At 73.3% G+C, this 13,416-nt stretch carries 11 protein-coding genes; 9 read left to right on the top strand and 2 right to left on the bottom strand.

Annotated features, from left to right (window positions below):
* Positions 1 to 168: 168 nt before the first annotated feature.
* Positions 169 to 3,462, top strand: a complete 3,294-nt coding sequence (locus QR78_RS17730; protein ID WP_048428880.1) for a helicase-related protein — start codon at positions 169 to 171, stop codon at positions 3,460 to 3,462.
* 188 nt (positions 3,463 to 3,650) lie between these two features.
* A complete protein-coding gene (locus QR78_RS17725) occupies positions 3,651 to 5,108 on the top strand; it encodes a DUF2252 domain-containing protein (RefSeq protein WP_048428882.1) in 1,458 nt (485 codons plus the stop codon).
* Positions 5,109 to 5,193: 85 nt separating this feature from the next.
* Here the strand turns inward: QR78_RS17725 and QR78_RS17720 are convergent, their stop codons facing one another.
* On the bottom strand, positions 5,194 to 7,068 hold the full coding sequence (locus QR78_RS17720) for a sigma-54-dependent Fis family transcriptional regulator (protein WP_048428879.1): 1,875 nt from the start codon (positions 7,066 to 7,068) through the stop codon (positions 5,194 to 5,196).
* Positions 7,069 to 7,338: 270 nt separating this feature from the next.
* Between QR78_RS17720 and adh the strand changes: the two genes are divergently transcribed.
* From adh to QR78_RS17700, 4 genes are all read left to right on the top strand, one after another.
* A complete protein-coding gene (gene adh, locus QR78_RS17715) occupies positions 7,339 to 8,862 on the top strand; it encodes an aldehyde dehydrogenase (protein WP_048428878.1) in 1,524 nt (507 codons plus the stop codon).
* Between the two features lie 130 nt (positions 8,863 to 8,992).
* Positions 8,993 to 9,370, top strand: a complete 378-nt coding sequence (locus tag QR78_RS17710) for a DUF779 domain-containing protein (protein ID WP_048428877.1) — start codon at positions 8,993 to 8,995, stop codon at positions 9,368 to 9,370.
* Between the two features lie 76 nt (positions 9,371 to 9,446).
* Positions 9,447 to 9,944 carry a cyclic pyranopterin monophosphate synthase MoaC gene (moaC, locus tag QR78_RS17705; protein WP_048428876.1) on the top strand — a complete coding sequence of 166 codons (498 nt, stop codon included), beginning with the start codon at positions 9,447 to 9,449 and terminating at the stop codon, positions 9,942 to 9,944.
* Positions 9,941 to 11,176, top strand: coding sequence for a molybdopterin molybdotransferase MoeA (locus QR78_RS17700; RefSeq protein ID WP_048428875.1), 1,236 nt, complete (start codon positions 9,941 to 9,943; stop codon positions 11,174 to 11,176). Before moaC ends, QR78_RS17700 begins: the two co-directional genes overlap by 4 nt.
* 77 nt (positions 11,177 to 11,253) lie before the next feature.
* Here the strand turns inward: QR78_RS17700 and QR78_RS17695 are convergent, their stop codons facing one another.
* A complete protein-coding gene (locus QR78_RS17695; protein ID WP_244276479.1) occupies positions 11,254 to 11,517 on the bottom strand; it encodes a hypothetical protein in 264 nt (87 codons plus the stop codon).
* A gap of 423 nt (positions 11,518 to 11,940) precedes the next feature.
* Here QR78_RS17695 and QR78_RS17690 point away from each other — a divergent pair, with 423 nt between their 5' ends.
* The 3 genes from QR78_RS17690 (at position 11,941) to QR78_RS17680 (ending at position 13,161) form a co-directional block, all read left to right on the top strand.
* Entirely contained in the window at positions 11,941 to 12,207 is a 267-nt protein-coding gene (locus QR78_RS17690; RefSeq protein WP_048428873.1) for a NepR family anti-sigma factor, read from the top strand.
* A gap of 8 nt (positions 12,208 to 12,215) precedes the next feature.
* Entirely contained in the window at positions 12,216 to 12,761 is a 546-nt protein-coding gene (locus QR78_RS17685; RefSeq protein WP_048428881.1) for a sigma-70 family RNA polymerase sigma factor, read from the top strand.
* 163 nt (positions 12,762 to 12,924) lie between these two features.
* Positions 12,925 to 13,161 (top strand): hypothetical protein, encoded by a 237-nt coding sequence (locus QR78_RS17680; RefSeq protein ID WP_048428872.1) that lies wholly within the window; start codon positions 12,925 to 12,927, stop codon positions 13,159 to 13,161.
* The last annotated feature ends 255 nt before the right edge of the window (positions 13,162 to 13,416 follow it).

Here is a 13,416-nt window from a genome sequence, read left to right as displayed (position 1 = left end):
TCCGCGGCATCGTCCCGGGGCTGCGACGCTGCCCCGGGACGATGCCGCGGACGGCCCACGGCCGTGTCCCAGCGAACACCCCCACGGTATTCCTGTGCATGCGACAGCCCGCACCGGACCCGCTCAAGCCTCCGGACGTTTCCCGCTGCGAACAAGGAGCGGGGCCAGATGGCGAAGCGCAGGGTGGAACGGCGCGCACAGGCGGGAACCGAGGAGAGCGTGGCGCCGCTGGTGCCGCCCGGCGCTCTCGCGGTCGCGCTCCTCGGCCTGCGCGACCGGGGCCGTCCGCTGGTCCACGTCGCCCGCGACACCCGCCGGCTGGAGGAGATCGCCGCCCTCCTGCGCGCGCTCGCGCCGGGGATCGGCGTCGCGGTCTACCCGGAATGGGACTGCCTGCCCTTCGACCGCGCCTCGCCGTCGCGCGGCACGATGGGAGCGCGGGCCGGCGTGCTGCGCTGGCTCACCGATGCCGCGAACCTGCCCGACATCCTGCTCACCACCGCCCCGGCGCTGATCCAGCGGGTGCCGCCGCCCGAGACCTGGGCCGGGGCCCGGGTCGAGCTGAAGGCCGGCGATCCCCTCGATCCCGGGCGGCTGACCGCGGAACTCCAGCGCCTCGGCTACATCCTCGACGACCGGGTCGACGAGCCCGGCGAGGTCGCGGTGCGGGGGCGCACGGTCGACGTCTTCCCAGCCGCCGCGCCACGGCCCTGCCGCATCGAGCATGACGGCGGCAAGGTCACGGCGATCCGCAGCTACGATCCGGTGTCGCAGCGCTCCCTCGACGAGGTCGGGACCCTGGTGGTCGATCCGGCGACCGAGATCGTGCTCGCCCCGGACGCGCCGGTGCGGCTCAAGCCGTTCAGCGGCCAGGAACACCAATTGCCGACCCTCTACGGGCGGCTCGCCACCGTGCTCGACTACGTGCCGGAGGCCCGCCTGGTGGTCGAGGCCGGCGCGGAGGCCCGCGCCGACGCCTTCTTCGAGCAGATCGCCGAGGGGCGCGGCGCCGCGACGAGCGCCCGCGGCAAGACGGCGCCGCTCTACCTCGCCCCCGAGGAGTGGCGCGAGGCCCGCGAGGCCCGCGAGGTGGCGGTGGCGACCAAGGAGGAGGGGGAGGCGATCGCGGTGCCAGTCTTCCTGCGCGAGCGCCGGCCCGGCTCGGCCTTCTCGGCCTATCTGCGCGAGCGCCTGAAGGCCGGCGAGCGGGTGGTGCTGGCCGGCGACGCGGCGGCGCTCAAGCGGCTGTCGCGCCAGGCGGCCCGGGCGGCGGAGCGCAGCGTGAGGCCGGTCGCCGACTGGGCGCAGGCGGTGGCCGCCAAGCCCGGCGAGATCGTGGCGCTGCCCGCCCCCCTCGACGCGGGATTCCGGGTGCCGGAGCTCGCCGCGACGGTGATCGCGGCTCCCGACGTCCATGGCGGCGCCTCGGCGAAGCCCGGCACCGGGCAGCCGGTGATCCTGCCGATGGGCGAGGTCGATCTCCGGGTCGGCGACGTGGCGGTGGACCGCGACCACGGCCTGTGCGTGTTCGAGGGGCTGGAGCGCATCACGACCGGCGACGGCGGCGCCACCGAGGCCCTGCGCCTGCGCTTTGCCGGCGATGCCATCCTGATGGTGCCGGTGGCCCAGGCGGACCGGATCTGGCGCTACGGCTCGGAGGAGGAGGCCGTCACCCTCGACAAGCTCGAGGGCGGCACCTGGGCCCGGCGCCGGCTGACGACGGAGGCCGGCCTCGCCCGGGCGGCCCGGGCCATGCTGGAGGCCGCGGGGCTGCGCGCGAAGGCGAAAGCCCCGGCTCTCGTCCCGCCGGAGCGCGAGATGGAGCGCTTCGGCGCCGGCTTCGGCTTCCCGCTCACCCCCGACCAGGCCCGCGCCGTCGACGGGGCGCTGGCCGACCTCGCCTCGGCGCGGCCGATGGACCGCCTCGTCTGCGGCGATGTCGGTTTCGGCAAGACCGAGGTGGCTTTGCGCGCCGCCGCCGCGGCGCTGCTCGCCGGCAAGCAGGTGGCGGTGGTCGCGCCCACCACCGTGCTGGTGCGCCAGCACCTGCGCACCTTCGCGCGGCGCTTCGCCCGGTTCGGGATCGAGGTGGCGCAGCTCTCGCGCCTCGTTCCGCCGGCCGAGGCCAAGAAGGTCCGCCAGGGCCTCGCCGACGGCTCGATCCGCCTCGTCGTCGGCACCCAGGCGCTCGCCGGGCGCGGTGTCGCCTTCGCGGATCTCGGCCTCGTGGTGATCGACGAGGAGCAGCGCTTCGGCGCCGCCCTCAAGGAGAGCCTGCGCGGCATGGCGGGCGACGCCCACGTCCTGACGCTGACCGCGACGCCGATCCCCCGCACCCTGCAATCGGCGCTCGTCGGCCTGAAGTCGCTGAGCGTCATCGCCACCCCGCCGGCGGTGCGCCAGCCGATCCGCACCCTGCTGACCCCGCTCCACGACGACACCGTGCGGGCGGCGCTGATGCGCGAGAAGGGCCGCGGCGGCCAGAGCTTCGTCGTCTGCCCGCGCATCGAGGAGATCGGCCCGATGGCCGAGCGGCTGAAGGCCCTGGTGCCGGAACTCGCCACCGTCGTGGCCCATGGCGAGATGAAGCCGGCGGAGCTCGACGAGATCATGGTGCGCTTCGCCGACGGCGAGGGCGACGTGCTGCTCGCCACCTCGATCATCGAGAGCGGCCTCGACGTGCCGCGGGCCAACACCATGCTGGTCCACGATGCGGAACGCTTCGGCCTGGCGCAGCTGCACCAGCTGCGCGGCCGGGTCGGGCGCGGCCAGCGCCGGGGCGTCGCCTACCTGCTGACCCGGCCGGACCGCGACCTGCCCCCGGCCGCCGAGAAGCGCCTGCGGACCCTGGAGGCCCTCGACCGGCTCGGCGCGGGCTTCGCCATCAGCGCCCGCGACCTCGACCTGCGCGGCGCCGGCGACCTCGTCGGCGAGAACCAGGCCGGCCACGTCAAGCTGATCGGGCTCGGCCTCTACCAGCACCTGCTGCACCTGGCGCTCCGCGCCGCCAAGGGCGAGCCGGCGGAGGACTGGGCCCCCGAGATCCATCTCGGCCTCTCGGGCGACGTGCCGGAGGATTACGTGCCCGAACCCGAGGTGCGCCTGAGCCTCTACACCCGGCTCCTGCGCCTCGGCGCGGCCGAGGAGGTCGAGGCTCTGCGCGGCGAGGTCGAGGACCGGTTCGGGCCGCCGCCCGCCGGGGTGCGGGCGCTGTTCGCGCTGGCGCATCTGCGGGTCGCCTGCCTGCGGCTCGGCATCGCCCGTCTCACCGGCGGGCCGCAGGGGCTGGCGGTCGACTTCCGGCCCGGCTGCGCCCCGGCGGCGATGCCGCTCGGCGAGGAATTGACCGCCCGCGAGGGTCGGCTGATCCTGCGCCGTCCCTGCGACGACCCGGACCGGCGCGGCGAGCAGGCGGGCGAGTTCCTGCACCTGATCCAGGAGGCCCGCGACCATCAGGGCTGAGGATGATACGTTCGGCGCCGGGGTTTCATCCCCCGGGGCCGGAACGATCGCACATGGCCAAGGTTGACTCCCCGACCCCGCAGCTTCGGGGCCGCCCGCGGACCGATCCCATGGACAGACATCCCGACATCTCCTCGTCCGATCTGCCGTCGTCCCATCTGCCGGACGCCGTGGCGAACGAGAGCGTCATGGAATCCTGCGCGCGGGTGGATGGGCCGGCCGAGGACATCGTCCTCGAGCCGCTCGCCGACTTTCCGCATATCGACCTGCGCACGCCCGGCGAACCGTGGGAGAAGCGCCGCGCCGCCGGCAAATGCCTGCGCGCCAAGGTCCCGCACGACGGCCACGGCCCGGCGCCGGTGCCGGAGGACCGCCCCGACCCGGTGCGGCTGATCGAGGAGGCGCAAGAGGGCCGCCAGGACCACCTCATCCCCCTGCGCGTCGCCCGGATGGCGAGTTCGCCCTTCGCGTTCCTGCGCGGGGCCGCGACCGTGATGGCCTGGGACCTGGCGCAGACGCCGACGAGCGGCATCGACGTCGTGATGAACGGCGACGCCCACATCTCGAATTTCGGCCTGTTCGGCACGCCGCAGCGCGACATCGTGCTCGATCTCAACGACTTCGACGAGGTCACGATCGGCCCGTGGGAGTGGGACCTGAAGCGGCTCTGCGCCAGCATCGAGGTCGCCGCCCGCGACCTCGATGTGCCGCCGGCCGAGCGGCGGGAGGCGGTGATCGCGGCGGCCCACGGCTACCAGCACACGATGACCGACCTCGCACCCCAGGGCTCCCTCGACGTCTGGCACCGGGCCGCCAAGGCGGAAGAGCTCGATTTCAGCGGCATCGCCATCGACAACGAATCCCGCGACGTGGTGCACCGGGCGGTCGAGAAGGCGCGCAAGCGCCACAACAAGAGCCTGCTCGGCCAGCTCGGCGAGCGCCGGGTCGATGGCGGCTGGCGCTTCCGCGACGAGCCGCCGATCCTGACCTGGGTCGACGACGACACCCGCGAGGCGGTGACCGCCGGGCTCGAGCGCTACGCCGAGACCCTGCCGCCGGAGCGCCGGTTCATGCTCAACCGCTACCACGTCGTCGACGTCGCCCACCGGGTCGTCGGTGTCGGCAGCGTCGGCACCCGGGCCTACGTCGCGCTGCTCTGCGGCAATTCGGACCAGGACGTGCTCTTCCTCCAGGTCAAGGAGGCGGTGCGCCCCGCCCACGCCCCCTACGTCGCCGGGATGCCCGAGCCCTACGCCTCGCACGAGGGCGAGCGGGTGATCTACGGCCAGCGCCTGCTCCAGGCGGTGGGCGACCCGCTGCTCGGCTGGACCACCATCCACGACCGCCCGTTCTACGTCCGCCAGATGAAGAACATGAAGGGCGAGATCCCGATCAGCTGCATGCGCGGGCAGCCGCTGGTCTACTTCTCCTGGGCCTACGGCGCGCTGCTGGCCCGCGCGCACGCCCGCACCGGCGACGCGGCGGCCATCGCCGGCTATTGCGGCCGCGACCGCCACGGCGACCTCCGGGAGGCCGTGGCCGACTGGGCGCGGGCCTATGGCGAGCGCAACGCCGAGGATCACCGGCTCTTCCTCGACGCCATCGCGTCGGGGCGGCTGGAGGCGGCGGAGGATCCGCAGCTTTAAGAATCCCAGCGTACGCTTTGCTGCGCGCCGGCGACCGGCTGCCGACGTCGATCGTCGGGAGACATCCGAGAGGAAGCGCGCCGGTCTACGGCTCGACGCGCTGCCCCAAGCACCGCCGGTAGAGGGTGCTCCGGCTGATGCCGAGGCTGCGCGCGGCCTTGCTGACATTGCCGCCATGGGCCGCGAGCGCCGCGCGCATCGCGTCCTGCGCCAGGGTGTCGAGGCGGCCGGTCGCCGGCTCCGGCTCGGGCATCGGCACTGCCGCGGGTGCGACCGGGACCGCCACGCCTTCGGGCAGGGCGTCGAGACCCAGCACCTCGCCGGGTTCGGCCAAGGCAGCCAGCGCCTTCAGGCACGCCACGAGCTGGCGCAGGTTGCCGGGCCAGGACGCGTCGGCGAGCGCCGCCTCGCAGGGCGGCGACAGGCTCACGCCGCGGGCCGGGCCGTTGGTCCGGGCCCAGAGGTCGCGCACCAGGGCGAGGCGGTCGGGCCGGTCGCGCAAGGGGGCCAGGCGCACCCGGTAGGGGGCGATGCGGTAGAAGAGATCGGCCCGGAAGGCGCCGTCCTCGACCATCCGGGACAGGTCGCGGTGGGTGGCGCAGATCAGCGCGAAATCGACCGGGACCGGACGGGTACCGCCGACCGGCAGGACCTCGCGCTCCTGCAGCGCCCGCAGCAGGCGCGATTGCAGGGCGAGCGGCATGTCGCCGATCTCGTCGAGGAAGAGCAGGCCGCCCTCCGCTTGGCGCAGCAGGCCCTTGGCGCCGTGGCGCGCCGCGCCCGTGAAGGCGCCGGGCTCGTAGCCGAACAATTCGGCCTCGATCAGCGTCTCGGGCAAAGCCGCGCAATTCACCGCCACGAACGGCTTTTGCGATCGCGCGCAGGCCGCGTGGGCGGCGCGGGCAAACACCTCCTTGCCGGTCCCGGTCTCGCCCTCGACCACCACCGGGATGCCGGCCTCGATCAGCCGCACGGCGCGGGCGATGAGTTTTTGCGTGGCGGGATCGAGGATCGGCGCCTCGGGGCCCGGTATGGGGAGGCCGGGCCGCGGGGGTTCGGCCGTCGAACGCCGCCGGGCCGGGGCCGATGCGCCCTGGAGGCGGCCGTAGAGCGGGGCGCCGTGCGCGTCGCGGAGCGTCAGCGGACCGGGTGCGAGGTCGCCGCCGTGGCGATCGGCCGCCTCGGCCCCGATCGCGTCCCAGCCGAGGCCCAAGAGCGCGAGCCCGTGCCGGTTGGCGCCGACGATCCGCCGCCCCTCGAAGACCAGCACGCCCTCGCGCGGGGTGCCCAGCAGCGCCGGGTCGCGGTGCAGGCGCAGGACCTCGCAGCCCGCCGGCACCGCGTCGAGGACGCGGTGCTCGATCGCGTCGACCGCGAGCCCGACGAGGCCGAGCGCGTGGCCCTGGTGGATGCCCGACGGTCCGGTGAGGTCGAGGATGCCCAGGACCGCGCCGTCCGGGCCGAGGATCGGCATCGCGGCGCAGCTCAGGATGCGGTGCGGCTCGAAATAATGCTCGGCGCCCCGCACCTCGACGGCGCGGCGCTCGATGAGGGCGGTGCCGATGGCGTTGGTGCCGGTCAGGCTCTCGCTCCAGGGCACGCCGGGGCGAAGCGCCACCTGGGCGGCCCGGCCGGCGAAGCTGTCGTTGCCCAGCGTATCGAGGATCAGCCCGTCGGCATCGGTCAGGATCACCAGCCCGCCGGTCGCCCGGGCATCGGCGTGCAGGGCCTCGATCTCCGGCCGGCAGCGCTGGCGCAAAGCCTCGTTGCGGTCGAAGGCGGCGCGCATCTCGGCGGAGCTCAGGGGCTCGACCCGGGGGCGCGCCCCGAAATCGAGGCCGAGGGCGGCGCAGCGCTCCCAGGAGCGCAGGATCGGCGGCGGCGGCTCCGCCACCCCGGGCCCGAAGGCCTGCCGCCGGGCGGCCAGCAGGGTGCGGGGGGTGCTCACGCGGCTCTGCATGCCCGGCCTCCTCCCGGTTTGTCGGACGACGCACGAGGTGTCGCTGTTTGTGACAGGTGTCGCAGGTGTCGCGCGTCCGGTCCAGGACGGCGGGGGTGAGGCGAGGGTGGATTTTGGTCGTAAGGCGCACGCGGCAGAGGAAAAATGTTTTCTGTTTCAAGAGATTGCCCAGATGTCGCCTGCGCCGGACGGCCCGTGTCCGCGCCCTGGCATGCGGCCTGCCATGACGATCTCGCCGCACCTCGTCACCGGGGTGACTGGGAGGAAAGCATGAACAAGCCGGAATTCTTCGCCGACGCCAAGACGAAGTCCCCGTTCTCGGCCCGCTACGACAACTTCATCGGCGGCCAGTGGGTGGCCCCGGTGGCGGGCCGCTACTTCGAGAACACCTCGCCGATCACCGGCGGCGTGATCTGCGAGGTCGCCCGCTCCGACGCGCAGGACATCGAGCGCGCGCTCGATGCCGCCCATGCCGCCAAGGAGGCCTGGGGCCGCACCGCGCCGGCCGAGCGCGCCCTGATCCTCACCCGCATCGCCGACCGGATGCAGGAGAACCTCGACCTCATCGCGCTGGCCGAGACCTGGGACAATGGCAAGCCGATCCGCGAGACCACCCACGCCGACATCCCGCTCGCCATCGACCATTTCCGCTACTTCGCCGGCTGCATCCGGGCGCAGGAAGGCTCGCTCTCCGAGATCGACCACGACACGGTCGCCTACCACTTCCACGAGCCGCTCGGCGTCGTCGGCCAGATCATCCCGTGGAACTTCCCGATCCTGATGGCGGTCTGGAAGCTCGCGCCCGCGCTCGCCGCCGGCAACTGCGTGGTGCTCAAGCCCGCCGAGCAGACCCCGGCCTCGGTGCTGCTGCTCGCCGAGCTGATCGGCGACCTCCTGCCCCCGGGCGTGCTCAACATCGTCAACGGGTTCGGTCTTGAGGCCGGCAAGCCGCTCGCCTCCTCGCCCCGCATCGCCAAGATCGCGTTCACGGGCGAGACCACGACCGGGCGGCTGATCATGCAGTACGCCTCGCAGAACCTGATTCCGGTGACGCTGGAACTGGGCGGCAAGTCGCCGAACATCTTCTTCGCCGACGTGATGGCGCAGGACGACGACTTCCTCGACAAGGCGCTCGAGGGCTTCGCGATGTTCGCCCTCAACCAGGGCGAGGTCTGCACCTGCCCGAGCCGGGCTCTGGTGCACGAATCGATCTACGACCGCTTCATCGAGAAGGCGGTCGCCCGGGTGAAGGCGATCAAGCAGGGCTCGCCCCTCGACCCCTCGACCATGATCGGCGCGCAGGCCTCGAGCGAGCAGCTCGAAAAGATCCTGTCCTACATCGACATCGGCCGCCAGGAGGGCGCCGAGGTGCTCACCGGCGGCGGCCGCTCGATGCGCGACGGCGAGATGGCCGGCGGCTTCTACGTCGAGCCCACGGTCCTGCGCGGCCACAACAAGATGCGGATCTTCCAGGAGGAAATCTTCGGGCCCGTCCTGTCGGTCACGACGTTCAAGGACGACGAGGAGGCGCTGGCCATCGCCAACGACACCCTCTACGGCCTCGGCGCCGGCGTCTGGACCCGCGACGGCACCCGCGCCTACCGCTTCGGCCGCGCGATCCAGGCCGGCCGCGTCTGGACCAACTGCTACCACGCCTACCCGGCCCACGCGGCCTTCGGCGGCTACAAGCAGTCCGGCATCGGCCGCGAGACCCACAAGATGATGCTCGACCACTACCAGCAGACCAAGAACCTGCTGGTCAGCTACTCGCCGAAGAAGCTCGGCTTCTTCTGAGCGGCAACTCCCCCTATGACGAAACGGGGCGGCGCTCGTTCGGGCGCCGCCCCGATCCACGAATCCGCCCGGGACGAAGGCGGGACGACGGAGGGGTTCAACCGGCCCCGCTCCTGGAAGGATACGCGCCATGACCGATCCCGCGATCACCTTGCCGCCCCGCGTCGTCGCGACCCCGGCGGCCCTCGACCTCATCGAGACCCTGCGCCGGGAGCACGGGCCGATCCTCTTTCACCAATCCGGCGGCTGTTGCGACGGCTCGGCGCCGATGTGCTACGCCGTCGGCGATTTTCTCACCGGCGACAGCGACGTGCATCTCGGCGCGATCGGCGGGGCCGAGTTCTTCATCAGTGCCCCCCAGTTCGCCTACTGGAAGCACACCCAGCTCATCATCGACGTGGTGCCGGGCCGCGGCGGCATGTTCTCGCTCGAGAACGGCACCGGGCAACGCTTCCTCCTGCGCTCGCGCCTGTTCGACGATGCCGAGAGCGAGGCCCTGAACGGCTGACGCCCGGCTGCCGCGCAAGTGGCGGGGCCGGCTTCGCCCGTGCTAAGCGCGGGGGACGTTACCGCGGAGCCCGGCCATGCCGACCCTGACCCATCTCGACGCCGCCGGCGCCGCCAACATGGTCGACGTCACCGACAAGGCGGCGACCGACCGCGCCGCCCGCGCCGAGGGCCTGGTGGTGATGAATCCCGAGACCCTGCGGCTGATCCGCGAGGGCGACGCCAAGAAGGGCGACGTGCTCGGCACCGCGCGCCTCGCCGGCATCATGGCGGCCAAGCGCACCCACGAGCTGATCCCGCTCTGCCACCCGCTGCTGCTGACCAAGGTCCGGGTCGAGTGCGAACCCGACGAGGCGCTGCCGGGCATCCGGATCACCGCGGAGGTGCGGGTCCAGGGGCCGACCGGGGTCGAGATGGAGGCGCTGACCGCCGTGTCGGTCGCCTGCCTCACCGTCTACGACATGGTGAAGGCCGCCGACCGGGGCATGCGGGTCGAGGGGGTGCGGCTGCTGCACAAGAGCGGCGGTCGTTCCGGCGTCTGGGAAGCCTCCTCCGGCCGCGAGGCCGGCGAATGAGCGCCCTCCTGCCCGTCGCCGAAGCCCTGGCACGCATCCTCGCCGGCGCCCGTCCGGTCGAGGCCGAGGCGGTCCCGATCACCCAGGCCGCCGGCCGCACCCTGGCCGAGGACGTCCGGGCGCTCCGCACCCAGCCGCCCTTCGCGACCTCCGCCATGGATGGCTACGCCGTGCGGGCCACGGACGTGGCGGGCGCCTCGCCCGAGGCGCCGGTCCGGCTGCGGGTGACCGCCACCAGCGCCGCCGGCCACGGTGCCCGGGGCCCGGTGGGTGAGGGCGAGGCGATCCGCATCTTCACCGGCGCGCCCCTGCCGGCCGGCGCCGACACGGTGGTGATCCAGGAGGATACGGAGGCGCAAGGCGACGCCGTGCTGGCGCGGGCCGGCAACCCGCCCGGCCGCCACATCCGCGGCAGCGGCCTCGATTTCCGCGAGGGCGACCGGCTGCTCGCGGCCGGGGAGCGCCTCGACGGCTGGCGGGTGGCGCTCGCCGCCGCCGGCGGTCACCCGAGCTTGCGGGTTCGAAGGCGGCCCCGGGTCGCGGTGCTCGCCACCGGCGACGAACTGGTGCGGCCGGGCGAGCCGGCGGAATGGGACCAGATCGTCGCCTCGAACGGGCTGGCGCTCGCCGCGATGGCCGAGACCGCGGGCGCCGAGGCGATCGACCTCGGCATCGCCGGCGACAGCTTCGCCGCCCTGGAGGCCGCGATCGCCCGCGCCCGCGACGCGCGGGCCGACCTCCTGGTGACGCTCGGCGGCGCCTCGGTCGGCGACCACGACCTCGTGCAGTCGGCGCTCACCCGCCAGGGGCTCGATCTCGGTTTCTGGCGCATCGCTCTGCGGCCCGGCAAGCCGCTGATGCATGGGCGCCTCGGGCCGATGGCGGTGCTGGGGCTGCCGGGCAACCCGGTCTCGTCGGTGGTGTGCGGGCTGCTCTTCGTTTACCCGCTGATCCGGGCGCTCGTCGGCGATCCGGAAGCCGGGGCCGACCGCAGCGAGCCGGCGCTGCTCGGCCGCGACCTGCCGGCCAATGACGGCCGGCAGGACTACATGCGCGCCGCCCTTGATGCCGCGCCGGACCGGCTGCCGGTGGTGCACCCGGCCGAGCGCCAGGATTCCTCGATGCTCTCGGTGCTCGCGCGCTCCGAGGCGCTGCTGATCCGCGAGCCGCACGCGCCGGCCGCCCGGGCGGGCGACCCGTGCCGCATCCTGCGGCTCGACCGGACGCTCTAGCGGCCGCTGAGCCGGCCGGGAGATCGGGGGACCTCGCGGATCCCCCGTCGCCGCGGCAGTTCGCGGCTTGGCTCCTCTTACTGCTCGTCGCCCTTGCCGCCGGTCTTGCGGTCATAGGCGGTGATCGCCGCGCGGCACTGGGCCGAGAGCTTCGCGCGGTTGCGGGCGAAGCAGCGCTCGACCTCGGGGCTGTCCGGATCGGCCCCGGCGCAGAGTTTGAAGTAGTCGCCGGCGCAATTCATCTGCAGGCCCTGATCGTCTCGCTGGGCGAGCGCGGGCGTGGCGACCAGGAGCGTGAGGAGGGCCGCGGCGGCGGGCAGACGAAACGACGTCGGGGTCAAGGTGGCATTCCCGATGGAGATCATGGCTCCCTAGGGTAGATGCCGCGAGCCGCCCGGCAAGCGCTGTCAGGTCACACCCTCGTGCGGCGTCGCTCCCCGGTGCCGATGTGCAACGGCCCCCGGGCCGGCTGCCGCACCGCGCCGTTCTCCGTCCCGCGCCGCACCGTCCGGCCCAGGTTTGACTGAGGTTGCCGTCATATTGCTCAGGTCGAGCCGTGCGTCGAATTCCAGACGATCCGGCGCTCTACAGCCAAGCCTTGATTAAGATTGGCTGAATACCGTTTTCAGATCGCATTAAAATCCACGGCTTTATTGCGGCGCCAACGAAGCAAGAGGCGGCTCTCGATCGGCGCGCCCGGGTCTCGGTGGACAAGCCCGTCCGCCGCGGGCCCGGCCACCGGCAGCCGCGAGCCTGAGGCGGCGATGCGCGACGACGAGACCGACACCGAAGCTCCGGCCGGACCGGCGCCGCGCTCGCGCGGCCGGCCCGACGGACGGGGCGAACTCGACACCGAGACCCAGCGCCGCCTCGGGCGGGCGCTGCGGGCCCACTATGCCGACCTGCTCAACGCCCCGGTGCCGGATCGGTTCGCCGCTCTGCTCGCCGGGCTCGAAGCCGCCGCCGCGGGAGGCCCGGCCCCGCCGGACGCGCCCGCCGTCGAGCCCACCGGCCAGGAGGACGCGCGATGACATCCGCGATGACACAGGTCGATCCCGAGATGCGCGCGCTCCTGCTCGGCGCGATCCCCGCCCTGCGCGCCTTCGCGTTCTCGCTGACCCGCGACCTCGACCGCAGCGACGACCTGGTGCAGGACACCCTGGTGCGGGCCTGGACCAAGGCCGATAGCTTCACCCCCGGCACCAACCTCTATGCCTGGCTGTTCACCATCCTGCGCAACCTGTTCTATTCCGAGCAGCGCAAGCGCCGGCGCGAGGTCGAGGATGCCGACGGGGTGATGGCCGGCCGCCTCACGGCGCTGCCGGACCAGGAGGCGCGGGTCGAGCTGTCGGCCTTCCAGGCGGCTCTGAGCACCCTGCCGGCGAGCCAGCGCGAGGCGCTGGTGCTGGTGGGCGCCCAGAACTTCACCTACGAGGAGGCGGCGGAGATCTGCGGCGTCGCGGTCGGGACGATCAAGAGCCGGGTGAGCCGGGCGCGCGGCCGGCTGATCGAGCTGCTCGGGATGACCGGCCCGGACGATATCGGCAGCGACGGTGCAACGCTGGCGGCGATGGGTCATTCGTGACCCGGGACGCCCGGCGGGGAGCTTCAGGCGGCCGCCATCGCGCGGCGATCGCCCGGGGCGGCGGGCCGGGACGCCGCACCCTGGAACACTTTCCCAGGCCTCCGGGTTTCGATGACCCGACGGCAGCCGTGCGGCGCTGTCCGTCAACCCGTGGAGTTGGCCGATGCCCCGCCCCTACGAAGCCGTCGCGGATGCGATCCGCACCGCCCGCTCGATCGTCATGCAGGAAGGCTCCGCGATCGCCGTGGCCGCGCGGGCGGGCGACGATGCCGCCCTCGAGGCCGCGAGCTGCGACCTCGTGAGCCGCATCGCCCAGGCGATCCTCGATGCCGAGCAGGAGGCCATGACCCGCAACCTCGTGGCCGCCGATCCGTTCGCGACGCGCCGGCTCAGCGCCTGAGGACAGCCGTCGCGCCGGGCACCGAATCGGTTGGTCGGCGGTTGGTGAGGGATCTATGACTCGTCTCGACGCCGCCGATCTCCGGGGCGTGGGACGAGGTCTCGGATGAGTGAGCATCGCCGCGCCGCCCGGAGGTCGAGGCGCCCGTCGCGAGGTCGCGTGATCGCGGTCCTGGCCCTGCTCGGCCTCGCCGGCCCGCCCGCTCATGCCGAGGAACCTCTCGCCGAGACGCCCCGGGCCGGCGAAAACCTGCAC

It is taken from the genome of Methylobacterium indicum (assembly GCF_001043895.1).
GTDB lineage: Bacteria > Pseudomonadota > Alphaproteobacteria > Rhizobiales > Beijerinckiaceae > Methylobacterium > Methylobacterium indicum.
Note: the sequence above shows the minus strand (reverse complement) of the source record. Positions and strands in the feature narration are given on the sequence as shown.

Bases quoted from the DNA above. Each gene is read 5' to 3' on its own strand.
- adh (WP_048428878.1), top strand. From the start codon at position 7,339: ATGAACAAGCCGGAATTCTTCGCCGACGCCAAGACGAAGTCCCCGTTC.
- QR78_RS17700 (WP_048428875.1), top strand. From the start codon at position 9,941: ATGAGCGCCCTCCTGCCCGTCGCCGAAGCCCTGGCACGCATCCTCGCC.
- QR78_RS17710 (WP_048428877.1), top strand. From the start codon at position 8,993: ATGACCGATCCCGCGATCACCTTGCCGCCCCGCGTCGTCGCGACCCCG.
- QR78_RS17730 (WP_048428880.1), top strand. From the start codon at position 169: ATGGCGAAGCGCAGGGTGGAACGGCGCGCACAGGCGGGAACCGAGGAG.
- QR78_RS17720 (WP_048428879.1), bottom strand. From the start codon at position 7,068: ATGCAGAGCCGCGTGAGCACCCCCCGCACCCTGCTGGCCGCCCGGCGG.
- QR78_RS17680 (WP_048428872.1), top strand. From the start codon at position 12,925: ATGCCCCGCCCCTACGAAGCCGTCGCGGATGCGATCCGCACCGCCCGC.
- QR78_RS17690 (WP_048428873.1), top strand. From the start codon at position 11,941: ATGCGCGACGACGAGACCGACACCGAAGCTCCGGCCGGACCGGCGCCG.
- QR78_RS17685 (WP_048428881.1), top strand. From the start codon at position 12,216: ATGACACAGGTCGATCCCGAGATGCGCGCGCTCCTGCTCGGCGCGATC.
- QR78_RS17725 (WP_048428882.1), top strand. From the start codon at position 3,651: ATGGAATCCTGCGCGCGGGTGGATGGGCCGGCCGAGGACATCGTCCTC.
- moaC (WP_048428876.1), top strand. From the start codon at position 9,447: ATGCCGACCCTGACCCATCTCGACGCCGCCGGCGCCGCCAACATGGTC.